Source organism: Arthrobacter sp. efr-133-R2A-120 (assembly GCF_030209835.1).
In the GTDB taxonomy this organism is placed as follows: Bacteria; Actinomycetota; Actinomycetes; order Actinomycetales; family Micrococcaceae; genus Arthrobacter.
In genome coordinates, this window is the sequence record NZ_JARVRF010000061.1 from 1 (window position 1) to 23,781 (window position 23,781).

At 63.2% G+C, this 23,781-nt stretch carries 27 protein-coding genes; 18 read left to right on the plus strand and 9 right to left on the minus strand.

The features are described from left to right. Nucleotides 1-135: 135 nt before the first annotated feature. The 5 genes from pgsA to QRN52_RS21005 form a co-directional block, all read right to left on the minus strand. A complete protein-coding gene (gene pgsA, locus QRN52_RS20985) occupies nt 136-765 on the minus strand; it encodes a phosphatidylinositol phosphate synthase (protein ID WP_284755546.1) in 630 nt (209 codons plus the stop codon). After that, a complete protein-coding gene (locus QRN52_RS20990) occupies nt 758-1,366 on the minus strand; it encodes an HIT family protein (RefSeq protein ID WP_284755547.1) in 609 nt (202 codons plus the stop codon). The genes pgsA and QRN52_RS20990 overlap by 8 nt, the downstream gene beginning before the upstream one ends. Nucleotides 1,367-1,395: 29 nt before the next feature. Then, complete coding sequence (gene thrS / locus QRN52_RS20995) at nt 1,396-3,405, minus strand: threonine--tRNA ligase (protein WP_284755548.1); 2,010 nt, start codon at nt 3,403-3,405, stop codon at nt 1,396-1,398. A gap of 246 nt (nt 3,406-3,651) precedes the next feature. Continuing rightward, nucleotides 3,652-3,936, minus strand: a complete 285-nt coding sequence (locus tag QRN52_RS21000; RefSeq protein ID WP_284755550.1) for a YegP family protein — start codon at nt 3,934-3,936, stop codon at nt 3,652-3,654. A 111-nt stretch (nt 3,937-4,047) separates the two neighbouring features. Further along, the gene (locus QRN52_RS21005; RefSeq protein ID WP_284755551.1) at nt 4,048-5,634 is read right to left on the minus strand and encodes a S53 family peptidase; all 1,587 of its coding nucleotides are present in this window, start codon (nt 5,632-5,634) and stop codon (nt 4,048-4,050) included. Between the two features lie 243 nt (nt 5,635-5,877). Here QRN52_RS21005 and gad point away from each other — a divergent pair, with 243 nt between their 5' ends. From gad to QRN52_RS21025, 4 genes are all read left to right on the plus strand, one after another. Continuing rightward, entirely contained in the window at nt 5,878-7,278 is a 1,401-nt protein-coding gene (gene gad / locus QRN52_RS21010) for a glutamate decarboxylase (protein ID WP_284755641.1), read from the plus strand. 43 nt (nt 7,279-7,321) lie between these two features. Further along, nucleotides 7,322-8,188, plus strand: coding sequence for a class II glutamine amidotransferase (locus QRN52_RS21015; protein ID WP_284755553.1), 867 nt, complete (start codon nt 7,322-7,324; stop codon nt 8,186-8,188). Nucleotides 8,189-8,277: 89 nt separating this feature from the next. Beyond that, complete coding sequence (locus tag QRN52_RS21020) at nt 8,278-8,430, plus strand: hypothetical protein (protein ID WP_172465612.1); 153 nt, start codon at nt 8,278-8,280, stop codon at nt 8,428-8,430. A gap of 116 nt (nt 8,431-8,546) precedes the next feature. Further along, nucleotides 8,547-9,437: a helix-turn-helix transcriptional regulator gene (locus tag QRN52_RS21025; RefSeq protein WP_284755556.1), complete on the plus strand. Its 891-nt coding sequence runs from the start codon at nt 8,547-8,549 to the stop codon at nt 9,435-9,437. A gap of 15 nt (nt 9,438-9,452) precedes the next feature. On the opposite strand, the gene QRN52_RS21030 is transcribed toward QRN52_RS21025, so the two are convergent. Together QRN52_RS21030 and QRN52_RS21035 are read right to left on the minus strand one after the other, a co-directional pair. After that, nucleotides 9,453-9,896 carry a hypothetical protein gene (locus QRN52_RS21030; RefSeq protein WP_284755558.1) on the minus strand — a complete coding sequence of 148 codons (444 nt, stop codon included), beginning with the start codon at nt 9,894-9,896 and terminating at the stop codon, nt 9,453-9,455. Between the two features lie 203 nt (nt 9,897-10,099). After that, a complete protein-coding gene (locus QRN52_RS21035; protein WP_284755559.1) occupies nt 10,100-11,080 on the minus strand; it encodes a cation diffusion facilitator family transporter in 981 nt (326 codons plus the stop codon). On the opposite strand from QRN52_RS21035, the gene QRN52_RS21040 reads away from it, so the two are divergent. The 7 genes from QRN52_RS21040 (at nt 11,072) to QRN52_RS21070 (ending at nt 15,528) form a co-directional block, all read left to right on the plus strand. Next, on the plus strand, nt 11,072-11,215 hold the full coding sequence (locus QRN52_RS21040; protein ID WP_284755561.1) for a hypothetical protein: 144 nt from the start codon (nt 11,072-11,074) through the stop codon (nt 11,213-11,215). The genes QRN52_RS21035 and QRN52_RS21040 overlap by 9 nt on opposite strands. Before the next feature lie 39 nt (nt 11,216-11,254). Continuing rightward, a complete protein-coding gene (locus QRN52_RS21045; RefSeq protein ID WP_284755563.1) occupies nt 11,255-11,464 on the plus strand; it encodes a hypothetical protein in 210 nt (69 codons plus the stop codon). Then, nucleotides 11,461-11,982, plus strand: a complete 522-nt coding sequence (locus QRN52_RS21050; protein WP_350225171.1) for a DUF6328 family protein — start codon at nt 11,461-11,463, stop codon at nt 11,980-11,982. The genes QRN52_RS21045 and QRN52_RS21050 overlap by 4 nt, the downstream gene beginning before the upstream one ends. A 273-nt stretch (nt 11,983-12,255) precedes the next feature. Continuing rightward, nucleotides 12,256-12,567, plus strand: a complete 312-nt coding sequence (locus QRN52_RS21055) for a hypothetical protein (RefSeq protein WP_284755565.1) — start codon at nt 12,256-12,258, stop codon at nt 12,565-12,567. 56 nt (nt 12,568-12,623) lie between these two features. After that, nucleotides 12,624-13,310, plus strand: coding sequence for an SRPBCC family protein (locus QRN52_RS21060; protein ID WP_284755566.1), 687 nt, complete (start codon nt 12,624-12,626; stop codon nt 13,308-13,310). Further along, nucleotides 13,307-13,582 carry a hypothetical protein gene (locus tag QRN52_RS21065; protein ID WP_284755568.1) on the plus strand — a complete coding sequence of 92 codons (276 nt, stop codon included), beginning with the start codon at nt 13,307-13,309 and terminating at the stop codon, nt 13,580-13,582. The genes QRN52_RS21060 and QRN52_RS21065 overlap by 4 nt, the downstream gene beginning before the upstream one ends. A 53-nt stretch (nt 13,583-13,635) precedes the next feature. Continuing rightward, entirely contained in the window at nt 13,636-15,528 is a 1,893-nt protein-coding gene (locus QRN52_RS21070) for a transketolase (RefSeq protein ID WP_284755569.1), read from the plus strand. A gap of 76 nt (nt 15,529-15,604) precedes the next feature. Here the strand turns inward: QRN52_RS21070 and QRN52_RS21075 are convergent, their stop codons facing one another. Then, nucleotides 15,605-16,681: a LacI family DNA-binding transcriptional regulator gene (locus tag QRN52_RS21075; RefSeq protein WP_284755572.1), complete on the minus strand. Its 1,077-nt coding sequence runs from the start codon at nt 16,679-16,681 to the stop codon at nt 15,605-15,607. A 165-nt stretch (nt 16,682-16,846) separates the two neighbouring features. Here QRN52_RS21075 and QRN52_RS21080 point away from each other — a divergent pair, with 165 nt between their 5' ends. From QRN52_RS21080 to QRN52_RS21110, 7 genes are all read left to right on the plus strand, one after another. After that, on the plus strand, nt 16,847-17,710 hold the full coding sequence (locus QRN52_RS21080) for an ABC transporter substrate-binding protein (protein WP_284755574.1): 864 nt from the start codon (nt 16,847-16,849) through the stop codon (nt 17,708-17,710). Nucleotides 17,711-17,779: 69 nt separating this feature from the next. Then, nucleotides 17,780-18,568 carry an amino acid ABC transporter permease gene (locus tag QRN52_RS21085; RefSeq protein WP_284755576.1) on the plus strand — a complete coding sequence of 263 codons (789 nt, stop codon included), beginning with the start codon at nt 17,780-17,782 and terminating at the stop codon, nt 18,566-18,568. Continuing rightward, the gene (locus QRN52_RS21090) at nt 18,565-19,341 is read left to right on the plus strand and encodes an amino acid ABC transporter ATP-binding protein (protein ID WP_284755578.1); all 777 of its coding nucleotides are present in this window, start codon (nt 18,565-18,567) and stop codon (nt 19,339-19,341) included. Before QRN52_RS21085 ends, QRN52_RS21090 begins: the two co-directional genes overlap by 4 nt. After that, on the plus strand, nt 19,341-20,384 hold the full coding sequence (locus QRN52_RS21095; protein WP_284755579.1) for a Gfo/Idh/MocA family protein: 1,044 nt from the start codon (nt 19,341-19,343) through the stop codon (nt 20,382-20,384). The genes QRN52_RS21090 and QRN52_RS21095 overlap by 1 nt, the downstream gene beginning before the upstream one ends. A 66-nt stretch (nt 20,385-20,450) precedes the next feature. Then, nucleotides 20,451-21,572, plus strand: coding sequence for an NAD(P)/FAD-dependent oxidoreductase (locus QRN52_RS21100; RefSeq protein ID WP_284755581.1), 1,122 nt, complete (start codon nt 20,451-20,453; stop codon nt 21,570-21,572). A gap of 207 nt (nt 21,573-21,779) precedes the next feature. Further along, nucleotides 21,780-22,028, plus strand: coding sequence for a hypothetical protein (locus QRN52_RS21105; protein ID WP_284755583.1), 249 nt, complete (start codon nt 21,780-21,782; stop codon nt 22,026-22,028). Between the two features lie 143 nt (nt 22,029-22,171). Next, a complete protein-coding gene (locus QRN52_RS21110; RefSeq protein WP_350225172.1) occupies nt 22,172-22,582 on the plus strand; it encodes a YegP family protein in 411 nt (136 codons plus the stop codon). 139 nt (nt 22,583-22,721) lie between these two features. Here QRN52_RS21110 and ligD read toward each other — a convergent pair whose 3' ends face one another. Continuing rightward, nucleotides 22,722-23,744, minus strand: coding sequence for a non-homologous end-joining DNA ligase (gene ligD / locus QRN52_RS21115; protein WP_284755584.1), 1,023 nt, complete (start codon nt 23,742-23,744; stop codon nt 22,722-22,724). Nucleotides 23,745-23,781 lie beyond the last annotated feature (37 nt).

Sequence of the window (23,781 nt, forward strand, 5' to 3'; positions counted from 1 at the left end):
CCCCCGCCAAACACCCCGACGCAACCACTACTTCAGACCCACCCGGACATAAACCTGCACAGACACGAAACGCGCCTGCACACGGGGTTGATCGCCGTCGCGCAAAAACAGGGCCGGCCGCGGGCAAATCACCGCTTAGGCTGGCGTCCCGCCGTCGACGTCTGCCATCGCCTGTTCGCGGACGGCCGCCATCCTTTGGACGACCGTGACGCCCGTGGCGGCGGCGAGAATGACAAGGGTCACCAGCAAGACGACGGGAGGCAACCCGAGTCCGGTCAGGCCGGTGACGAGGAGCACCGAAATGAGCCTCTCCGCGCGCTCGGCGATGCCCACATTGGCGTAGAAGCCCAGTGATTCCGCCTTGGCGCGGGCGTACGAAACCACCATCCCGAGTACCAGGCACGCGAGTGCCGCCATGGCAATCGTGCCGTTCCCGCCGCCCGTGAAGAACCAGATTGCGACGCCAGCGAAAATCGCGCCGTCAGCCAGCCGGTCCAGCGTGGAGTCGAGGAAGTTTCCCCACGGTCCGCTGCGTCCCTGCTCCCTCGCCATGATGCCGTCCACGACGTCGGACAGCGCGAAAACGGCAATCAGCAGCGAACCCCACCAGAGCTGGCCCAGGGGGTAGAGAATCAGGGCGCCGAGAACAACGCCGGCGGTCCCGACGACGGTAACGGCGTCCGGCGAAACCCCAACCCTGAGTAGGAATCGGGCAAGGGGCGAGAACAACCCGGTGAAAAACCCGCGGGCGTGCCGATTAAGCATCCGTCTCCCCGGATAGCTCCGACTCTTCCGGCCAAGCGTCGGCCACCTGCTGCCGGACCTCGTCAAGCGTCTGTGTGATGGCCTTCGTCTGGGCGATAATCGGGAAGAAGTTTCCGTCCCCACCCCAGCGCGGAACCACGTGCTGGTGCAGGTGCGCGGCAATTCCCGCCCCGCCGGCCACACCTTGGTTCATGCCCAGGTTGAACCCGCTCGGGTTGGCCACCTTTCGCAGCACCCGCATCGCAGTCTGCGTGAGCTCCGCCATTTCCGCCGTTTCCTGCACCGTGATGTCCGTGTAGTCCGGAACATGCCGGTAGGGGCACACCAGCAAATGACCGGGGTTGTAGGGGAATAGGTTGAGCACCACGTAGCACGTCTTGCCGCGGCGCACGATGAGGGCTTCCTCGTCCGTGCGGCTCGGAGCCACGCAGAACGGGCAGTCGTCCTGGTTCTTGAACTGGTTTTGGCCGCCCTTGATGTAGGCGAGGCGGTGCGGAGTCCACAGGCGCTGGAAGGCATCAGGAACACCTGCCAGACCGAAGTCGTCGGTCACTTCGGCATCGCCCGGATAATCAGCTGTCACGCCCGTGTTCTCCTGCACTGTTTCTGCCCCCCGCGGTGTCCGACTCGTCAGCTCTCGCGGTTCTTGACGGCGTCCACAATCCTTCGGACGGCCTCGGCAACGGGCACACCGTTGTCCTGGCTGCCATCACGGAAGCGGAACGACACCGCACCCGCCTCTGCGTCCTCCCCGCCGGCAATGAGGACGAAAGGAATTTTGTCCTTGCTCGCGGTGCGGATCTTCTTGGGGAAGCGGTCGGAGGAAATGTCCACCTCGGCACGGATGCCCGCGGCCTTGAGTTGGCCGACGACGTCGAACATGTAGTCGTTGAACGCCTCCGCCACCGGAATGCCAACCACCTGCACGGGCGAAAGCCAGGCAGGGAATGCTCCCGCGTAGTGTTCGGTCAGGACGCCCATGAAACGCTCTACCGAGCCGAACAAGGCACGGTGGATCATGACCGGACGCTGGCGGGTGCCGTCGGCGGCCTGGAACTCCAGCTCGAACCGCTCAGGCAGGTTGAAGTCCAGCTGAATGGTGGACATCTGCCAGGTGCGGCCCAGCGCGTCCTTGGCCTGCACGGAGATCTTGGGGCCGTAGAACGCGGCTCCACCCGGATCCGGGACCAGCTCCAGCCCCGAGGCCTCGGCTACTTCGGCCAAGGTACGGGTGGCTTCCTCCCAGGCGGCGTCCTCGCCAACGAACTTGTCTTCGTTCTTGGTGGACAGTTCAAGGTAGAAGTCGTCTAGTCCGTAGTCCTTGAGCAGGCCAAGGACAAAGTTCAGGGTGGTGGTGAGCTCGTCCTTCATCTGCTCGCGGGTGCAGTAGATGTGGGCGTCGTCCTGTGTCATGCCGCGCACGCGGGTCAGACCATGGACAACACCGGACTTCTCGTAGCGGTAAACAGAGCCGAATTCGAAGAGCCGAAGGGGCAGTTCCCGGTAGGAGCGGCCGCGCGAACGGAAGATGAGGTTGTGCATGGGGCAGTTCATCGGCTTCAGGTAGTAGTCCTGGCCGGGCTTGCGCACGGTGCCGTCGTCGTTCAATTCCGCGTCGATGTGCATCGCCGGGAACATGCCGTCCCTGTACCAGTCAAGGTGGCCGGACACTTCGTAGAGGTGTCCTTTGGTGATGTGGGGGGTATAGACGAATTCGTATCCGGCGTCCACGTGGCGCTGGCGTGAATAGTCCTCCATCGCCTTGCGGATGATCCCGCCCTTGGGGTGGAACACCGGCAGGCCGGAGCCCAGCTCATCCGGGAAGGAAAAGAGGTCCAGCTCGGCGCCGAGCTTGCGGTGATCGCGGCGCTCAGCCTCGGCGATGCGCTCCTGGTACGCCTTGAGCGCGTCCTTGGTGGGCCAGGCGGTGCCGTAGATACGCTGCAGCTGCTGGTTGTTCTGGTTGCCCAGCCAGTATGCCGCCGAGGAGCGGGTCAGGGCGAAGGCGTTGGAGATCAGTTTGGTGTTGGGCAGGTGCGGGCCGCGGCAGAGATCGCACCAGACGCTCTCACCGCTCTTTCGGTCCACGTTGTCGTAGATGGTGATGTCTCCGGCGCCCACCTCGACGTTGACGCCCTCGCCGGCGTCGGCGGCGTCGTTCTTCTTGCCCAGCAGTTCGAGCTTGTAGGGCTCGGCCTTCATGGCTTCGCGGGCTTCGTCTTCGGTGACGACGCGGCGCACGAACTTCTGGTTCTGGTTGATGATCTTCTGCATCATCTTCTCGAGCTGGCGCAGGTCTTCAGGAGTGAAAGGCTCGGCAACGTCGAAGTCGAAGTAGAAGCCGTCTGTGATGTAGGGGCCGATTCCGAGTTTGGCATCCGGACGAAGCTGCTGCACGGCCTGGGCCATGACGTGTGCGGCGGAGTGGCGCAGGACGTTCAGGCCGTCCGGCGAATCGATGGTGACGCCATCAACCTGGGCTCCCTCGGGCAGTACCTGGTCAAGGTCCTTGAGTTCGCCGTCTACACGGGCCACTACGACGTCGCGGCGCTCAAAGAAGAGTTCCGCGCCGGTGGTCCCTTCCGTCACCTTGGTCTCTTCGCCATCGACGATGAGGGTGATCTGCTGGGCATCTGACACGGGTGTCTCCTATTCATTGATAAGGCTTCATAGCTTGTGGCGTACGGGGACCACAGCCAGCCATCGTCCATCGTATCCGCTCGGGCTGGGGCAGCCAAAGCAGGCGCGGGCGAGCCGTTTTTCAGCAGGAAGACTTGGTGGCGGACGGATTTTTGGCATGCCTCATTGCGGCCCGTGGAACCCGTAACGGGGAGGGCCTTGGGGACTGGAGTGCGGGGCGGTTCGTGAAACCGCGCTGCCGCAGGGCTACAAGCGGCCTGCCGCGCTTCTTACTTCGTGCTTCCGCCATGCGGGTTGGTGGAACAGATGCAAGTGGTGTGCCTGACGCTCAAGGGACGGCGTCCACCGTCCGTGGCTCCGGTCCTTGATGAGGGCCGTTCCGGCGATCTCCCTGAGTGTGGATATCCCTCGAACAGCCGACTGCTTGGTGGCGAAGGTCGTAGACATCGCCAGAATGTCGCCTTCGCCGTCGCGTAGGGCAATCCTGTACCCATCGTTGGGTCCGTCGATCAGCTCAAAGTATCCAGCCATTGTGTGGCCTCCTTTGAAACCCGAGGTTGTAAAGGACACCAACCAGTCTACCGAGCCAAACCCCTTTGGGCGGTGAGTTTTTGGGAGTAGTGCGACGGTTCCGCAGGTCCGCTAGGGCTTGGCTTCCAGCAATGCAAGGAGAGCACTGCCGTCCGGACTGCCCAGGCCCGTGCAGGGATCCCAGCCGGTCCCGGCATGGTAGCTTCCATTGGAGCCTGAGGTGATGTCATGGAAGCCCGACGCCGGTTGGGTGCCGTTTTGGTAGAGCAGCGGCTGGATCAGCCCGAAGCGCCTGTTAGTGGCCTGGGCGAGGCGGGCAACCAGGGCCGCCCAGAGAGGCGCCACCGCACTGGTTCCCCCGATCACCATGTCTTTCCCGTCGACGCGCACTTGGTAGCCGGTTTGCGGGTCGGCGACGCCGCTGACATCGGGCACACCCCTTCCAGCTTTCTTGTGCTTGGCATGTCCCGAGATGCCCGACTGCCAAGAAGGAACCGGAAAGACATCGCTGTATCCTCCGCCGGTAGCCGAGTTGGGGCCATCGTTCCAGACCGTTTCCGCGCTGATGACACCTGTTGCGGCGTCTGCTTGAAGGCGGGTCCCGCCGCAGGCCAGCACATGCGGGCTCGACGCCGGGAAATCGGCATGATCCTTGTTGTCCGTTGCGCCATCCGCACTGCCGTTGTCCCCGGCTGCTGCTGTCACCGTCACTCCGAGGGCTGCGGCGTCCGCCATGGCCTGGTCGAAAGCGGACCGGGCCTGGGCGGTCCAGGCGTCTTCGCTCTGACCCCAACTGATGCTGATCGCGGCCGGCGCCGGGTTTGCATGGGACGCTGCGACAATCGCATCCAGGAACCCGGCGTCGGTGTTGGGAGCAAAATAGGCCACAATGTTGGCCTTCGGCGCCAAGGCGCCGACCACTTCGATGTCGAGCAGGACCTCCCCGTCGGCGCCTGCCGGATCCTGCCCCGGCTGGTTCGCCCCGCCGTCGACTCCTACCGCGGTGATGCTCGGCGTCGCGATACCAAGCTCCTGGAAGTAAGCGTCAAGGTCTTGCTGCCCGTAGCCGCCGCCCAGCTCGAGGATGGCTACGGTTTGACCCGTCCCGTCCGTTCCCTTAGGGAAGTTGTAGATCTTTCCCAGCTGGGGCGGGGTATAGCTCGTACTGGCCGCGGCCAGGGGGATGGCGCGGAATTGTGCACGGGCCTGCGGCCGGTCGTCAAGGCCGAGGACGGCAACGACGACGCCGTCGAGGGCTGCAGGTAGTTGCAGGCCGCCGGTGCGATGCCTGTGGGTGACAGCGGTGCCGTCCGGGCTGCGGCTCGTCAGCTCGTCGAGGGACGTCCCGAAGATGCTGCTCATCTGCTCCACGGTTCCGGCCAGCCGAATCCTGCGGCTGGCCGCGTCCGACTCCACGACGTCGAGACCGAGGTTGGCGAAAGTGCCTACAGCCAGATCCAGGTCTGCTGCCGATGCGCCGTATCGGGAGGCAAGTTCGTCCCGCGAAAGGGCTGCGGACGGAACGTCGGCCATTTCTTCCCGGCGCCTCAGGATGACCGTCGCCTCGATCCGACGGGAAGGATCAACGGGACCGAAGGTAGCCCGGACGCCCGGAGCGGGAGCCCTCTCTGATCCTGGCAGCGGAACGCTTTGCGTCTCCCCCGGCTGGCGATCTTCTGGAGTGTCCTGCATCGACATTGGTGCCTCCTACCCTCGCGGTGACAAAGCTCAGTCCCCTGAGATTATGCACCAGGAGCCACTTTGGCACCATGGCCTGGGAGAGACCTCAAGCTGCGACGATCACCTCTTTGAGCTGCGCCAACCTGAGCGATTGCGGCTCCCGGAAGGGCTTGGGCAGGGCGGCCACCCACGGTAGCGTGGGGCCTTGGCGGGCCATGCCACTGCAGCGGCCTGCGCTGCGGCGAGTCAAAGGAGCGAACCATCAATAGGTCACACCGAACATCAGCCCATGAACCCGACACTGCAGTAGAACTGAACCCGGTGTTCAGCCGACCGGGAGAATCCAGTATTTTTCCACGGTTCACCATTCCGGACGGGGAGTCCCTTCCTTCCACTGCTTATCAGGTTGTCCACGACGAAGCCATGCTGGACGGCAACTCCCGCCTGAACCTGGCAACGTTCGTTGGAACGTGGATGGAACCGGAAGCGTCGAAACTGTACGCCGAGACGTTCGACAAGAACATGATCGACAAGGACGAATACCCCCAGACGGCCTTGATCGAGACCCGCTGCTGGCGGATGCTCGCAGACTTGTGGAACGCGCCCGAGCCCGCCAAATCCGTTGGGACCTCAACGATCGGTTCCTCCGAGGCATGCATGCTGGGCGGACTGGCCTTGAAGCGTCGCTGGCAGCACGCACGGCGGGCGGCCGGTCTTTCCACGGACAAACCCAACCTGGTCCTCAGCTCGGCCGTCCAAGTGTGCTGGGAGAAGTTCTGCAACTACTGGGACGTGGAGGCCCGGTACGTTCCCGTATCGAAGGAACACCAAGTGCTGGACGGCTACGAGCTGGACAAGTACGTGGACGAGAACACCATTGGCGTTGTAGCGATCATGGGCGTGACCTACACGGGAGCATATGAACCCGTGGAACAGATCTCGGCGGCGCTGGACGAAATCCAGGAAAAACGCGGCCTGGATATTCCGATCCACGTCGACGGCGCGTCCGGAGCCATGGTTGCACCCTTCCTGCAGCGGGAGACCGTCTGGGACTTCCGACTCCCGCGGGTTGCCTCGATCAACACGTCCGGCCACAAGTACGGCTTGGTTTATCCCGGCCTCGGCTGGGTCATCTGGCGTGACGAGCAGGCGCTGCCCGAAGACCTGATCTTCCATGTCAGTTACCTGGGCGGCAACATGCCGAGCTTCGCCCTGAACTTCTCACGCCCCGGCGCCCAGGTGCTCCTTCAGTACTACCTGTTCCTCCGGCTCGGATATGAGGGCTACAAATCCGTCCAGGCAACTTCCCGGGACGTGGCGCTTTATCTCTCCAGCGAAATAGGGGCGATGGAGTCGTTTACTTTGTGGAGCGACGGATCGGACATTCCGGTCTTTGCCTGGCAGCTCACTGACGGCTACACGGAAAAGTGGAACCTTCACCACCTGTCCGAACGGCTGCGGATGAATGGCTGGCTCGTCCCCGCATACCCCATGCCCGAAGGACTGAGCGAGATTACTGTCCAACGGATCGTTGTCCGCAACGGCTTTACACGCGACCTCGCGTCCAGCTTCCTGGCCGACCTCAAGAAGGAAGTCGCCTACCTGGACGGCCTCACGGCGCCGATGCCCGCCGGCGGGCAAACCCAGGCGTTCCACCACTAGCCAGCAGCTTCAACGCCAGCCGCTTCAAGGAAGGATGCGTGCCATGTGCCGGTTGTTCGGCTTGCATGCCGGTTCACAAGCAGTCCGGGCCACTTTCTGGCTTTTGGACGCCCCGGACAGCCTCGCTGACCAGAGCAGGCGCGAGCCCGACGGCGCCGGAATAGGCACCTTTGACGGCGACGGTAAGGCCCATGTCGCCAAACAACCGCTCGCCGCATGGGAGGACCACGCCTTTGCACGTGAGGCACGGGTCCTGAAGAGCACGACGTTCCTGGCCCATGTGAGGTATGCCAGCACCGGCGCGCACACCATGGTCAATACCCATCCGTTCGAGCAGGACGGGCGGTTGTTCGCCCACAACGGAGCCTTCGGCGACCTTGAACGGCTCGATCAGCGGCTGGCTGAGTTCGGGGTCGCGGACTTGGTGAAGGGCCAGACCGACAGTGAGCGCCTCTTCGCGCTGATCACCGCGGAAAGCAGACGGGCGGATGGCGACGTCGGCGAAGGAATTACCCAGGCGATCAGCTGGATCGCCAAGGAGTTACCGGTGTTCAGTTTGAACCTCATCCTGACGACCGCGAGCGATGTTTGGGCAGTCAGGTACCCGGACACGCATGAGCTTCACATTCTGGAACGGCTGCCTGCCCGCTCGGACGAGGCAGCTCCCCTGGACGCAAGGAGCTCCCGCATCCGCGCGCACAGCAGGGAGGCCTCGCGTGCCGGACACGTCCTCATCGCCACCGAACCGATGGATGACAACCCGCAGTGGAGTGCGCTGCCCGCCGGCGCTCTGGTCCACGTCAATCCGGATTTGGCTGTGACTATCAGCCACCCGTTCCCGGAGGCTCCGGCACATCCCCTAACCCTGTCCGACCTCTCCCCCTCCGCTGCCGCATCCCAGAAACCGTGATCCTCGACCACAAGCCAGCGCTCGGCGTCTTAGCCTGAAGGCCGCGTGTTCATCGTGTCCATGGGCCCTGCCGCGCATAAGATCGATCCATGACCGCTGAAGTCGAATCCGAAACCGCCTTCGTCCCGGCCGTCCAACTCGACGGGCAAATGAGCATCAACGACGTCCTGCTGGAGCTGGGACGGGAACCCGTGGTGTACCCGTCTGCGAACGCCGACGCCGGCGACTTCCACATCTTCTAGGACGACGTCGGGTCTCGGCCGACGTCGGGGCCACCACCGCCGCTGGGAAGTTTCCGTTGATAGAGGTACTGGCAGGGACTCCCTCAAGGCGCTTTTAGGTCACTATCGTTGATCGCATGGACAACCGGAACGACGCTCGCGATTTCCTTGCTTCCCGTCGGGCGAAGATCACCCCCGAACAGGCGGGGCTGCCGTCGTCGAGCGGGAACCGCCGAGTACCCGGGCTCCGTCGCGGAGAAGTCGCAACCCTGGCCGGGGTAAGCGTTGAGTATTACACCCGTCTTGAACGCGGAAACCTTGCGGGAGTGTCTGAAAGCGTCTTGGAAGCACTGGCCAATGCCCTCCAACTCGACGAGGCTGAGAGCGCACACCTCTTCGATCTCGCCCGCACGGCCGGAACAAGCAAGCGGCAGCGTCGGTCGGCCCCGCAGCAGGTCCGGCCAAGTGTCCAGTTTGCCCTTGATGCCATCACTGACGCGCCGGCATTTGTCCGCAACGCGCGCATGGACATTCTGGCTGCCAACAAACTCGGCCTTGCTTTGCATTCCGAGATGTATGTCAACCCGGTCCGGCCGGCCAACTATGCACGCTTCATATTCCTGGATGAAGAGCGGGCGCGGCGGTTCTTCCCGGATTGGGAACTTGCCGCCAACAACATGGTGGCCATCCTGCGCACCGAGGCCGGCCGCGACCCGTTCGACCGCGGGCTGAGCGACCTCGTAGGAGAGCTTTCCACCCGAAGCGATGAATTCCGCACTCGCTGGGCCGCACACAACGTGCGCCGCCACTACAGCGGTTTCAAGCACTTCCACCACCCCGTAGTGGGCGAACTCCGCCTGCTGTTCGAGGCAATGGAACTGTCGGCGGACACCGGGCTCTCCCTATTCATCTACCCTGCGGAACCTGGCTCCCCTTCCGCAGATGCCCTGCGCCTCCTCGCGAGCTGGGCCGCCACCCAGGAAATGGCAGAGCAACCCCAAGCCGCACCTGCTGCAGGTGGAGTGTGACGGCAGCGGGATAGCCTACGATCTCGGGTCCCGGCGTCCCTCCTCGTCGCCTCGGTCGTCCTCGCGTTCCCGTCGGGTTTCGTCGTCGTCCCTGTCCCGGCGGCTTTCCGTACCATCCGGGTCCGAGCGGTTGCCTGCATCGGGGTCCAGCTCTTCCGCCCGCCGCAGCCTGTCTTGCGAGACTTCGTTGGCCCGCTCGGCAGCCTTCTGCTTGTCCGCGGCCTCCTTGTGCAGCCGTTCCGCTTCGCTCTCGGCACGCGCGGCGTCGGCCGTCGCTCGAGCGGCCTCAGCGCTGCGCTCATGAGCTCCGACGGCGTCGGCCCGGGCCTTCTCGCGGAGGTCCGCGGCGCGCTTGCGGTTGGCGGCGTCTTTCGCACGGCGCCCAAAAACGACGACGGCGACGATCAGCGCGATGATTACAATCGCCACCACGATCCAAATCCAAATTTGCCCGTCCATTGCAGCTCCCCTCGACATTGACTGAGCATCCGCCGCGCCGGTTCCATCCTGCGGCCGACCCTGCCGTTGGCCAGCTGAGATCGGCGTCCTCGGATAGCGCGCGGAGGCAGGTTCCTTGAGTCAACAACTTTGCGTGAAGCATGGCACGAGTGTCGTCTACTTGTTTTCGCCAGGGCAGCGCCAGCGGATTGCCAGCCAGACAGCTACTCCACGGTTGGAGAGTGCCTGCGGGTGCCAAAGGTCAATGAGGGTTCGTCGGGGGTGGCCAGGGTCAGCACGGCTTCCTCCACGGTTTCCTGGTCCTCGAGTTCGCGTTCGACGCGGCGCAGGGCCACGGCCACTTCATGTTCCCGGAGGTCGCCCTTGATATCAACGGCGGCCACTAAATACAGCTTGCGTGGACCAACGAATTCCAAGTGCAAGTACGTCAGCCGTTCGATTTCCGCATGTTCCAAGACGCGCATTGCCATCGATTTCTCAAGCTCGGGAGTAACGCCTTGGCCTACAAGGAAGCGACGATTGCGATCTATCAGGACCACTGCGATGACACCGAGAAGGATGCCGACAAATATGGATCCGAGAGCGTCAGGCACCGGGGATCCTGTGACCTGGTGCAGGAAGACGCCCATGGAGGCAATGACGAGGCCGATCAATGCGGCACTGTCCTCCGCGAAGACAGCACGCATGGTGGGATCCGAGCTCTTGAGGACCTGCTCCAAAGTGCGGCGTTCAAGCTCCCGTGCGGACTTGCGGGCCTGCCGGAACGCCTGGACGAACGATCCCCCTTCGAGGACGAAAGATATCGCCAAGACCGCGTAGGCGATCGCAAAATCGCGGGCGGGCTCCGGTGCGAAAAGCTGTTGGATGCCGTGCATCACGGAGACCACTGCGCCGGCGGTGAAAAGCCCAAACGCAGCGAACATCGACCACACGTATGCTTCCCTGCCGTAGCCCATTGGATGGGCCACGTCCCGCTTTTTCGAGGATCTCCTCTCGGCCACCAGCAGGAAGACCTGGTTTCCGGTGTCGGCCCAGGAGTGGGCGGACTCGGCGATCATCGAGGCAGACCCGCTCATCACGGCAGCAACGGTTTTCGCCGCGGCGACAAGGAGATTTGCCGCAAACGCCAAGATCACGGTCATGAGTGATGACGATTGCATCTTGACCCTCTTGGTTTGAGCCATGGAAGCTACGGTACCCAACAATGGTGGAGGCCGCCCCTGGTGGTCGCCCAGGAAGGATCGGAAGGTTTGGGCGTTACGGACCGCATTCCCGCCGCCGTCGTTATCGGCCAGCCTATGGTCGACGTCCCTGAATAAGTAAGCTGATGATATTCGGAATCGATGAGAGGTTGGTCGATGGCCATGCGATTCGGGTCGATTTTCGGGCTGATCGTGGTGATCTGGCTCGTCATAGGAGCAGTAGCGGCCGGACAGCGAGGCTACTTCAGCGCCGTCCCGGCGCAGTGCTCCCAGTTCGCAACGATTAGCCTGAATATTGTTGCCGGTCCCTTGAACTACATGGGACTGAACCCCGTGGCAGGTTGCGAACTGCCGCGTCCGTCGTGAGCGGACCGGAAGATCCCCTGCTCCCCGGGCCGGCTCCCGACACCAGGCACGAGTCCGAGGACCAACGGATGGACCGCAATTGGAATGAGCTGCTCCAGGAAATGCGCGTCCTCCAGACAGGCGTCCAAATCATTGGAGGCTTCCTGCTGACCCTTCCCTTCCAACAGCGATTCGGCACGCTGACGGAGCTGCAGAAATGGTGGTTCCTCCTCCTCGTTGTCCTGGCAACCATGACTACCGGCCTCATGCTGGTTCCGGTCAGCCTGCACCGGCGACTTTTCCAGCATCACGTCAAGTACCGGCTGGTGGCTGCAGGGAACCTGATCGTGAAGGCTGTCCTGGCTTGCGTAGCCCTACTGATTGCAGGATGCGCCGGACTGATCTTCAGCGTTGCCGTGGGGCCCGAGGCAGGCCTCGCGGCGGGTGGCGGCATTCTTGTCGCTCTCGCGGCACTCGTGCTGCTGTACCCCCTGCTTTCCTGGTCTCCCCGGCGCCGGAAGGTAGCTTCGGAACCCTAGTTCGAGGTCCAATGCCGGCCTAGTCTAGGCCTTTAAGATCAAGATAGTAAGTTTGCTGATCAATTTCCCGGAATCCATGGACAAGAGACCGCCAGCCTACTAATTTCGATGTGGTAGCAAGCTCAAGCGACCGCCGAAAGAGGGCCGGCGTCCCTCTCGTCCGGGGCCCGGGTCCTGGATCTCCAGGCCGCCCTCCCGGTCACGACCGAAGACGTCGTGAGTAGCCGGTTCTTGATTTTCCATCAACAGGTTCAACCAATGCGGAAGGACGGTATGGATATGCACGAGCACCATGCAGCCGAGGAAGAGGAGTTCGGAGGTTACGGAACCCCGACGCCCGAACAAGAAATGCCAGGACGCGAGGGGCAGCAAGCGGATCAGTCGAAGGACACCGACACAACGACACCCGAGGAGGACGACGATTCAGCTGCTGTCCCATCGGCCGATGCCGAGCTGGACGACTCGAACTCCGAGGGGACCGATCCCGGAAGGTCTTTTTCGTCGGAGCCGAAGGGCGATGCAACAGGGCTGCCCGAGGATAAGTCGCCGAAAGACGACGACGGCGAAACATTCGACGCCGGCTAGATCGCCTAAGCGAGCACCAAACTCCGCAGGAACAAGCGCAAGCAAGGAGCATGAACATGGCTACGGTTAACCGAACAATCGACGTGGAAGTTCCCGTTTCAGTGGCATACAACCAATGGACCCAGTTCGAGTCTTTCCCGGAATTCATGAAGGGCGTCGAAGCGGTCGAACAAATCGACGAGACCGCCCTGCATTTTTCCACCAAGGTCGGCGGCGTCAAGCGCGACTTCAACGCCCAGATCCTGGAGCAGGTCCCGGATTCACTGGTCAGCTGGGCCAGCATTGACGGACCGAGGAACGCGGGCACGGTAAGCTTCGAGCCCCTTGGTGCGGACCGTACGCGGGTGAGTGTGGAGATCGAATGGGAGCCGGAGGGCCTTGCCGAAAAGGCCGGCTCCCTGGTGGGCATCGACGATATGCGGGTTTCAGCCGACCTCGACAAGTTCAAGAAATTCATCGAAGAACGCGGCTATGAGAGCGGAGCTTGGCGAGGCTCCGTAGCCGCCGGCGATGTCGACGACTCTGGGGAACCAGTCTCCCCTGTCGTCACCACCTCGGAACTGCCCGCCGTCGATCCTGACTTGACGACCCCTGCAGCTATGGAAGCGGCCGACGGCGGTGACGCGCCTCGTGTTGGCCAGTACACCGAGGGCGACTACGGCACGGAGCGCGTCACGGATCTGCCCGCCGAGCGGATCGAAGGCGACTACACCACTGAAGATATGCCGAGGAGCAAACAATGAGCGAGTTCCCTCCCGACCCCACGCGCGACCCGAACGCTGACCCCACCCGGGAGCCCGGCCCAAGCCCGGCGCCGGAGCCCGTCCCGTTCCCGGAGCCAGGTCCTACGCCCGTCCCGACCCCTGGCCCGGAGCCTGAACCCGGGCCCCGCCCGGGAACCCCCGAGCCGGTTCCACTGCCCGAGCCGGACCCGTCCCCTGTCCCCGAGCCGGGTCCGGACCTTCCCTTCCCGCCCTCGCGGCCCTTGGGGGAGCCGCCCCTCACGATTTTGTGAGCCCGGCGCGTAGAACAGGCGCGCCCGCTCGGAGCGTATGAAAGGCAACTGAGATGTCAAAAGGTCCAGAATTGCGGCCTGCACCGATGCAAGCCGGAGAAGCGGATTCCATCCGGGCACTGGCCACGCAATTGCGTGTGGATTCCATCAGGTGCAGCACCAACGCCGGCTCGGGTCATCCGACGTCGTCGTTGTCGGCCGCGGATCTCATGGCGGTCCTCCTCACCAGGCACCTTCGCTACGACTGGGATAATCCGGCCTTGCCGAACAACGACCACCTCATTTTCTCCAAGGGACATGCTTCACCCCTCCTGTATTCCATGTATCGGGCCGTGGGCGTGGTCGAGGAAGATGAGCTGCTGAACACCTACCGTCAGTTCGGTGCCCGGCTTCAGGGCCACCCGACCCCGGTGCTGCCTTGGGTTGATGTCGCTACCGGCTCGCTGGGACAAGGGCTGCCGGTCGCCGTCGGGGTAAGCATGGCTGGACGGTACCTGGACAAGCTGCCCTTCCATACCTGGGTGTTATGCGGAGATAGCGAACTAGCCGAAGGGTCGATTTGGGAGGCCTTGGACAAGGCGGCCTACTACAAGCTCGGCAACCTCACCACCGTCGTCGACGTCAACCGGCTAGGCCAGAATGGCCCTACCGAACTGCAATGGGATATGGACGCCTACGCCCGGCGCGTCGAGGCTTTCGGGGCCCGGTCCCTCATCATCGACGGACATGATCTATCCGAGATCGACGACGCGCTGAGCCGGGCCCGGAGCGATCCTGATAAGCCGACGGTCATTCTGGCCAAGACGATCAAGGGCAAAGGGGTTCCTGAGATCGAAGACCAAAACGGCTGGCACGGCAAAGCGCTACCGGCAGACATGGCCGAGAAAGCCATAGCAGCCCTTGGCGGACCAAGCAGCGTCCACGTGACCACCCTGTCTCCGGAGTCCGGCGCTCCAGCAATCACGCCGGACACTCACGTTGCGGTCACACTTCCGGATTGGAAGGTCGGCGACAAAGTGGCCACCAGGGCCGCCTTTGGCGCCGCCGTGTCCGCTCTTGCCGTTCGGCCCGACGTGGTGGTCCTGGATGGAGAGGTGGGAAATTCGACTCACGCAGGAGACTTCAAGGAGGTGGCCCCTGAGCGGTATTTCGAAGTATTCATTGCCGAGCAGCAACTCGTTGCCGCCGCCATCGGTCTCTCGGTTCGCGGCTACGTGGCCTTCGCGTCAAGTTTCGCGGCTTTCCTGGTTTCGCGGCCATTCGACTTCATCCGTATGGCCGGAGTCTCAGAGGTGAACATCCGGCTCGTCGGCACGCATGCCGGCGCTGAAATCGGGCAGGACGGTCCTTCGCAAATGGCGCTGGAAGACATTGCCGCCATGCGGGCAGTGCACAGTTCCACGGTGCTCTATCCGTCCGACGCCCCGTCCACAGCACAGCTCGTGAGCGCCATGGCAGACACGCCCGGAATCTCCTACCTGCGCGCCACCCGGGGTGCCTATCCCGTGATTTACGGGCCGGACGAACAGTTCCCCCTTGGCGGAAGCAAGGTCCACGGAGCCAGCCCCGAGGACCAAGTGGCGCTCATCGGCGCCGGCGTCACACTCCACGAATGCCTCGCAGCCGCCGAGCAACTGGCCCAGTCGGGAATCAAGGCCCGCGTCATCGACCTCTACTCCATCAAGCCGATCGACGTCGACACCCTGCGCCGGACGTGCCTCGAAACCGATGGCCGGATAGTTGTCGCAGAAGACCACTACACCCAAGGGGGCATCGGCTCGGCCGTGCTCGAAGCGCTCGCGAGTGCCAACACTCCCAAACTCCATATGGCACTTCTCGCCGTAAGGGAACTGCCGGGTTCCGGCGAACCCAAGGACTTGCTCAACGCCGCAGGTATTTCCGCACGCCACATCGCTGCCGCCGCGCGCGATCTGGTCATGGACTGATAACGCAACGGCGCGACGGCGGGACGGCGCCGCCAGTGTGAAGCCGCGGGCCGCCGCCGGCCGTTGTTGAACGAACCTAGACTCTTGCGGTACGCGGCATTGCGACCGAACCCCGCCGGATAAGACGCGCGGAGAACTCGGGCCCGTTGGCCACGGGCTTCCGCCCCTCGATTTGCCGAATCAGGGCACTGGCAGCGGCCACGCCCATTTCGTACACAGGTTGGGCAATGACGGTCAGCGGGGGGCTGGTCAGGCGTGTCCAGGAAAAATCGTCATACATCAGGAACGAAACGTCGTCGGGGATCGCGAGACCCAGCTCCTGGATGGCTTCGACGACGCTGAGAGCTATAAGGCCGTCGGATGCCACAATGGCGGTGACAGGCTCGGGCATGAGCAGAAGTCCGCGGGTGATGTTCCGGATGGAATCCGCGTCGCCGGCGTTGAGCCGCACATGGTCCTCCGAGAGCGTTAGTCCGATTTCCGAGAAGGCGCGCTGCATACCCTCCAGACGCTCCGAGATCTGCGTGGAATCCAGCACCATCCCGGCCCGGTACGCAGAGTCGGTCTTGAGGGTGGAGACAAAAGCGACCTGGCGGTGGCCGGCCTCGAGGAGATACCGGGTGGACTCGTAGGAAATGTCGATCATGCTTACTGCGATGGTCTCAACGTCCAGCCCCTCGGCTTTTCGGTCCAGGAGCACCAGGGGCCGCCCGGATTCGTGAACGTGCTGTAAATGTTTTGTTTCGACAGACGACGCCGGCGCCACGATCAGTCCGTCCACGCGCTTGTCGAGCAGGACCTGAACCGCCTCGACTTCCGCGGCTAATTCCTCATCGGTGTTGATCAGGATGACGTTGTAGCCGCTCTTCTTGGCAGTGTCCGTAATCCCCCTCGTTGCGAGTCCGAAGTGGGGGTTCTCAATGTCGCCCACGACTACCCCGATCGTGTTGGATTTCCCCGTGTTCATGCTGCGGGCCAGCTCGTTTGGCCTATAGGAAAGCTCCTCTGCTGCCGCAAGGACCCGGCCCCGGACTTCTTCGCTGACAGCCCCGTAATTTCCCAGTGCCCGTGCAGCCTGCGCCTTGGACACCTGTGCCGCTTTCGCGACGTCGGCGACCGTAATCTCGCGTCGCCTCGAACCGTTGCTGCTCATGTATGCCTTCCGAAGGGGGCCTTGACGGCCAGTGTGGCTTGGGTTACATTTTTTGCAACCCCTTGTGAGTCCGGTCTCAATCCTAATCACTGAGACCGGACTCAACAAGAGGAAATCCGCAAGGCTTTAAGGCCGCTTCCTGCTTCTCATGATTGGAAATTTGCTGTGACTAAACGACTGAACTTCCGCCCGGGTGTGATCGTTGCGGCTGCCGTCGCGGCCCTCCTCGCCCTCAGCGGGTGCAGCGGATCAACACCCGCCTCGTCGGCGACGGCTGGAAACCCTTACGGCCTCATCGAACCCGGCACCATCCGCGTAGCCAGCCTGGGCGATGCCAAGCCCTACACCTTCACGGACGCCACTGGAAACTTCACGGGATTCGACGTCGAGCTGTTCAAGGATGTCGCGCACCGCGCCGGTGTGGACAAGGTCGTCTTTACCGGACAAGACTTCTCGGCGATCCTGCCGGCCGTCGCCAACGGACAGTTCGACGTCGGGGTAGCGGCCATCGGTATCACGGACAAGCGTAAGCAGACCGTGGACTTCTCCAACGGCTACCTAGCTGGATACCTGACTGTCCTTACGACCAAAACCTCCGGGATCAAGGATGTCAACGGACTCGCCGGCAAGCGGCTCGGCGTTGTACAGGGCACTCTGCAAGAGGCTTACGCGGTGAAAAACTTCCCCTCTGCAAACCTGGTGCGCTTCCCGGACAACAACTCCGCGATCTCGGCAGTGAACAGCGGTTCGGCTGACGCCCACTTCCTTGACTACGAAGCCGCGAAGTCCTACGAACAGCAGTTCGGGCTGGTCAGCGCCGCTGATATTCCCTCTTTTGACGCACCGGCCGGCTTCGCACTGGCCAAGGACAAGACCGCCCTCAAGGATGCCTTGAACAAGGGACTGGCCGCGGCAATGGAAGACGGCACCTGGGAAAAGCTCTACCAGAAGTGGTTCCCGGGCTCCCCGATGCCTACCCAGTACCTGCCCAAGGCTGAGCAGACCGCCAGCCCCGCGCCTAGCAAGTAAATCACCTGTTGGCGGGCGGACCATTCGCGGTCCGCCTGCCCAGCAGCCACCTAAGTCTGAGAGCAAACCATGGACTGGTTAAGCACCATCACACGTACATTCTTCGATTTCGGCGCAATGGCCGAGGTCCTGCCGCAACTGATCGCTGTGGGACTGCTGAACACACTGATCATTTCGGTTTCCGCCACAATCATCGGCGTCGCATTGGGCATGGTAGTTGCCGTCATGGGGATCTCACCCTCTGCCTGGCTGCGCGTCCCTGCCCGCATCTACACCGACCTGTTCAGGGGCCTCCCGGCCATCCTCACCATCTTGCTGATCGGCCAGGGCTTCGCCCGCCTGAGCCAGTCGATCTTCGGCCCCTCCCCCTACCCGCTCGGCATCATCGCGCTGAGCCTGATCGCCAGCGCCTACATCGGTGAGATTTTCCGCGCCGGCATCCAAAGCGTCGACAAAGGCCAAGGCGAGGCGTGCCGAGCCCTGGGCATGAGCTACGCCAAATCGATGCGGCTCGTGGTGGTGCCGCAAGGCGTCCGCCGGGTATTGCCGGCCCTGGTGAACCAGTTCATCGCGATCGTCAAGGACTCCTCGCTGGTGTACTTCCTCGGCCTGCTGGTCGGCGAGCGCGAGCTCTTCCGGGTAGGCCAGGACGCCGCCGTGCTCTCCGGAAACCTGTCGCCGCTGGTCATGGCCGGTGTCTTCTACCTCATCATCACCGTCCCGCTGACCCACCTCGTGAACTACTTCGACAGCCGCTTCCGCACAGGCCGCCGTCGGCCCAGCGCGCCGAGCAGCGGCCTGAAGGAAGTCACAGAACTCGACGCGGCATCGCCGCTAATCACCGGGAGCAACACATGAGCGCCAGCACCAGCACCAACAACACCACCACTGGTGTCCAGACATTCCACGGTTCCAGCCTGGAGCTGAGAAGCCTGACCATGGCGTACGGCGACATCGAGGTGCTGCGCAATGTCAGCCTGAACGTTGCGCCCGGCACCACCACGTGCATCATCGGCCCCTCCGGATCCGGCAAGTCGACCCTGCTCCGTGGCGTCAACCGGCTCCACGAACCCAAGAGCGGCGACGTCCTCCTTGCCGGTGAAAGCACACTCAAGGTCAAACCGGACATCCTGCGCAGCCGCATCGGCATGGTGTTCCAGCATTTCAACCTCTTCCCTGACCACACTGCCCTTGAGAACGTGGCCTTGGCACTTTGGAGCGTCAAGGGAATGTCCAAGGCCGCAGCCAGGGAACGTGCCCGCCGCAGCCTCGCCGAAGTGGGGCTCGCCGAACGCGCCGACCACAGCCCCCGCGATCTCTCCGGCGGCCAGCAACAACGCGTCGCCATCGCCCGGGCGCTTGCCATGGAACCCGAGGTCATGCTCTTCGACGAAGCCACGAGCGCACTGGACCCAGAGCTCGTCAAAGGCGTATTGAACCTCATGGCCGGCCTGGGACGGCGCGGCATGACCATGCTGGTCGTCACACACGAAATGGGCTTCGCCCGGAAGGTCGCCGACCAAGTGGTGTTCATGGATGAGGGTGAAGTCGTGGAGTCAGGCACCCCTGCCGAGCTCTTCGACAACCCCCGCAGCAAACGGCTCCAACGATTCCTCTCGGAAGTGCTGTAATGCCGAACCCTGCCCCCTCTCCCATCCGGACGGCCGTCGTCGGATTCGGGGTTTCCGGAAAGGTCTTCCATGCGCCGCTGGTCGCGGCGGACCCCGGCTACTCCCTCGACGTCATCGTCACGGCAGACCCGCGGCGTGCCTCGGAAGCGGCAAGGCTCTATCCCGGCGCGCAGATTGTCCCCACCACGGAAGCATTGTTCGCACTGGCCCCCGACCTGGACCTCGTGGTCCTCGGCACTCCCCCGCTCACCCACTTCGACCTGGCGGCAGCCGCGATCGCCCACGGCCTCCACGTGGTGGTGGACAAGCCTTTCGCCACAACAGCGGCTCACGGTGAAGAGCTCATCGCCAGGGCGTCCCACGGCGGCGTGCAGCTGACGGTTTTCCAGAACCGCCGGTGGGACGCCGATTTCCTCACCCTCCAGAAGGTCTTGCGGGAAGGCGGCCTTGGCGAGGTCCGGAGCTTTGAATCGCGATTCGAGTGGTGGCGCCCGGAAGGCTTCGGCAATTGGCGTGACAGCGCGTCCTTGAGCGAGGGCGGCGGCATCCTCCATGACCTCGGTGCCCACTTGATCGACCAGGCCATCCAGTTATTCGGTCCCGTTGAAGGTTGCTACGGCGAGACCGCAAATCACGGACAGCACCCGGCGGGCGCCGATACCGAGGCCTTCGTGTCGCTGCTCCACACCTCAGGCGTGCGATCCAGGTTGTGGATGAACGGCATGGCTGCCCAAGTAGGGCCGCGGTTCCATGTCCTGGGTTCGAACGCCGGCTACACCAAGTGGGGACTGGACAGCCAGGAGGAGGCCCTCGCAGCCGGCCTGCCGCCGTCGGATCCGGCCTATGGCGTTGACCCCGTAGCTACATGGGGCGTTCTGGGGACCGATGGAGACCATGAGCCCGTACCTGCCGAAACCGGCGCCTACCCCCGGTTCTATGCCGAACTTGCGGCAGCCATTCGCGGGGACAGGCCATTGCCCGTGGACCCCGCGGAATCACTTGAAACCCTCAAAGTCATCGAAAGAATCCACGCCGTCGCGTAGGCGGCCTTTCAGATTTGCCGCGGTTCCGCGCGGCCAGACAACCAAACCCAAACGAAAGGGAGAGCTATGTCCTCCACGCCCTCTACGAAACATGTCGTCGTCATCGGCGGCGGCATCCTCGGAGTCTCCACAGCGGTGCACCTGCTCCGCGAAGGCGCGTCAGTTGCCCTGCTCACCGAAAGCGGCCTCGCCAGCGAGGCTAGCGGCCGCTCGCTCTCGTGGTTGAACTCCGCGGGAGAACGCTCCACCCCCTACCACCGTCTGCGCCTCGCCGGCGTCGACCGCTACCGCACAATGTTCGCCGCGGATCCAAGGCGTGAATGGCTGCAATTCGGCGGCGGCCTCATGTGGAACGCTGCTGGACAGCACGCCGTGACGGAAGCACGCCACGCTTACGAGAAATCCGTGGGTTATGACTCCAAGCTGCTGAAGCCTGAGGAGATTGAATCCGCCACCCCCGGAATCAATGCAAGCGCGGTGCCGGATTGCGCCATTTTCAACCCGGGGGAAGGCTGGGTCAGCCTTCCGGACCTGATCGAATTCCTCATGGAAGAATTCCATGCCCGCGGTGGCCGGCTTGTCCTCAACGCCGGCAAGGCTTCCGTCACGGTCGACGGCGGCCGCGCCACCGGCGTGGAGACCGTCGCCGGCGAAACCTACCCAGCCGACGCCGTCCTGGTGGCTTGCGGTGCCGCTACCCCTGCCGTCGTCGCGCCGCTCGGCGTCGACATCCCCAACGGTTCCCCCGTCTCCATGCTCGTGCTGACCAAAGCCGTGGATCATGAGGTGAAAGCCGTCATGAACACCCCCCGCGCCGCCATCCGGCCCAACCCTGGGAACACCTTCGCACTGGACCACGACTGGTACGAAGAGCACATCACCGAGCACGAGGACGGTTCCTTCAGCATCCCTGATGGCATCGTCCAGGAACTCGCCGACGAGGCATCCAAACTCATCGCCGGCAATCCCGAGCTCAAGCCGGCGTCGTGGAAGATCGGCTACAAGCCCATTCCGGGCGACTGTGAGCCCGTGCTCGGCGAACTCGATCAAGTGCCGGACTGCTATGTCGCCTTCACGCACTCCGGAGCCACGCTCGGACTCATCGTCGGCGAACTGTTGGCGGGTGAAATCCTCACGGGAATCAAGCACCCCATGCTCTCCACCTTCCGTCCCGGCAGGTTCTCCTAGCCACGCAGGATGGCTGGCGCCCCCATGAAGAGGGCCCAGCCATCCGCCATCGTGTCCGCGTCACAAATCGTCGTTTCGTTGCCATTTTCATCGTTCTGATCCGCAAGCAATGAACAATCCGGGCACCCTCATTACTATCGAGAGTGCATGGGGGGCGAATTCCGGACTCCGCTGGGACTTGCCGGGATGAAATATCAGGAGCTGGCAATGTCGGAACCTTTGGAATCTGAAGACCCACTCGTCGAACCGGAACCGGTTCTGGTTCCCGGGGACGACAGTGCCAGCCTGTCTGCCCTGCGTGGGCAAGCGCAGGAGATCATCGACGAAGTCCTGAACGGAACCGAGCCAAGCGGGGAACATCTCCGGGCAAAACTCAGGGCCAGCATCGCCCGGCACCCCGGATTCCCGGAACTGGCCCTGCTCGAGCACCTGATGAACCGGGCGAGTGGCAGCTGACCCGCCCGGGGGTTGCACACGTTTTACACAGGGTTTACTCACCCGGTCTTGTTAGCCTCGACGCAGTCAGCACAGACTGAATATCACGTGAACAACGATTCATGGTGGTTGTTCAACCAGAGCAGCGGACGAGGAATGCAGCGATGCTCCGTCCCGCTCGTAGTGAAGTAGCTACGGAGCAGGATCCGCAGACCGTGGAGGTAGCAGTGGCCGGCATATTCGAAGTGTTTGTTGACGGGGACTCCTTTTTCAGGTTCCGCCTCAAATCACCTGATGGAGCGGTCATTGCCGTTTCGACCCAATACGAGGACAAGCCAGCGGTTGCCGCCGGCATCGCCGCAGCGCGGGAGTGTGCAGGCATGGGACTGGTCACCGACCTTTGCCCGGCGGCGGGCGTACGTGAACCTGCCGCGACCGCTCTTCCGAACGCAATCCCCCACGCTGCTGTTTCCCAGGCCTGTGACGAACCGCGGAAGGCCGCAGACGGATTCCGCACCCGAGCCAGGGAACTCCGGCGAGCGGCAACCGCGCCCAGATGGACCGGCGCGGCGTAAGAGGTCGGTAACGTCAGGACCGACGGCGCACTGGGGGACTCACCTGGGTCTCAGCAGGCAAGATGCGCCGCCGGCCGTTTTGGTCCAGCCCTAATTCTCCCACTCATTGTCTGCCGAGGCCACATTCCCAGCCTGTCAGTCAGTCGTGCCTGCGCGCTCGACTCGGCTGCACACGTGGCGGTTCGCCCGGCATCTTCGGGTAGTCAGGCGGGAACGGCATTTCCCCGAGCCCTGCGCCGAGGTCGCGGTCCCACCATTGAAGCAGGACGTCGATCCTCCCTGCTTTGGAATTCATGTCACTCCACGGATCGCCAAGGGCTTTCAACCTGCCGGGCACGGTCAGGATGGTGAAGTTCTTCGGGTCCGCAGATTCAAGTTCGTCCCACGTGATTGGACAGGACACGGAAGCATGAGCGAGCGCCCTCGGACTGTACGCGCCCGCTATGGTCCGGTCACGGTTGGCTTGATTAAAATCGACGAACACCCGTTCACCTCGTTCTTCCTTCCACCAGGCCGTCGTGACCTTGTCCGGCATTCGGCGCTCGAGCTCCCGGGCGGCGGCAATGACGGCATGCCGTACGTCCAAGAACTCATGCGAAGGCTCGATCGGGGCATAGACGTGGAGCCCACGGTTTCCGGAGGTCTTGATGAAGGTGGTCAATCCGGCCTCCGCGAGTACGCCTTTCAGCGCAAGAGCCGCGGGAATCGCGTCGTCGAAATCTGTTCCGGGCTGCGGGTCCAGGTCGATCCGCAGCTGGTCAGGGTTGTCCGTGTTTTCGACCCGCGAAGGCCATGGGTGAAAGACCACCGTGTTCATTTGGACGGCCCACACAGCCGCGGCTGGCTCATCGAGCACCAATTGGGGATGCGAGCGCGCACTCGGATACACCACCTTCACTGATCGGATAAAGTCCGGTGTCCCTTTGGGCGGATTCTTGGAGAAGAACTGCTCGCCGTCGATGTTGTCCGAAAAGCGCTGCAGCGAGACCGGCCGGTCGCCGTTTGCAGAGATGAATGGCTCCCCGACATCAACGATATAGCGCGCGAGATCCAGCTTGGTCAGGCCGAGCTCCGGCCAAAGGACCCGGCTAGGACTGGAGATCCGTATTTCGCGAGGACCGTTCGGGCCGTCAACGGTGAGGATGGTTGCTTCGGTAGCCATGGGGACAAGCTACTCCGACGCTACCCACGGTGTCAGC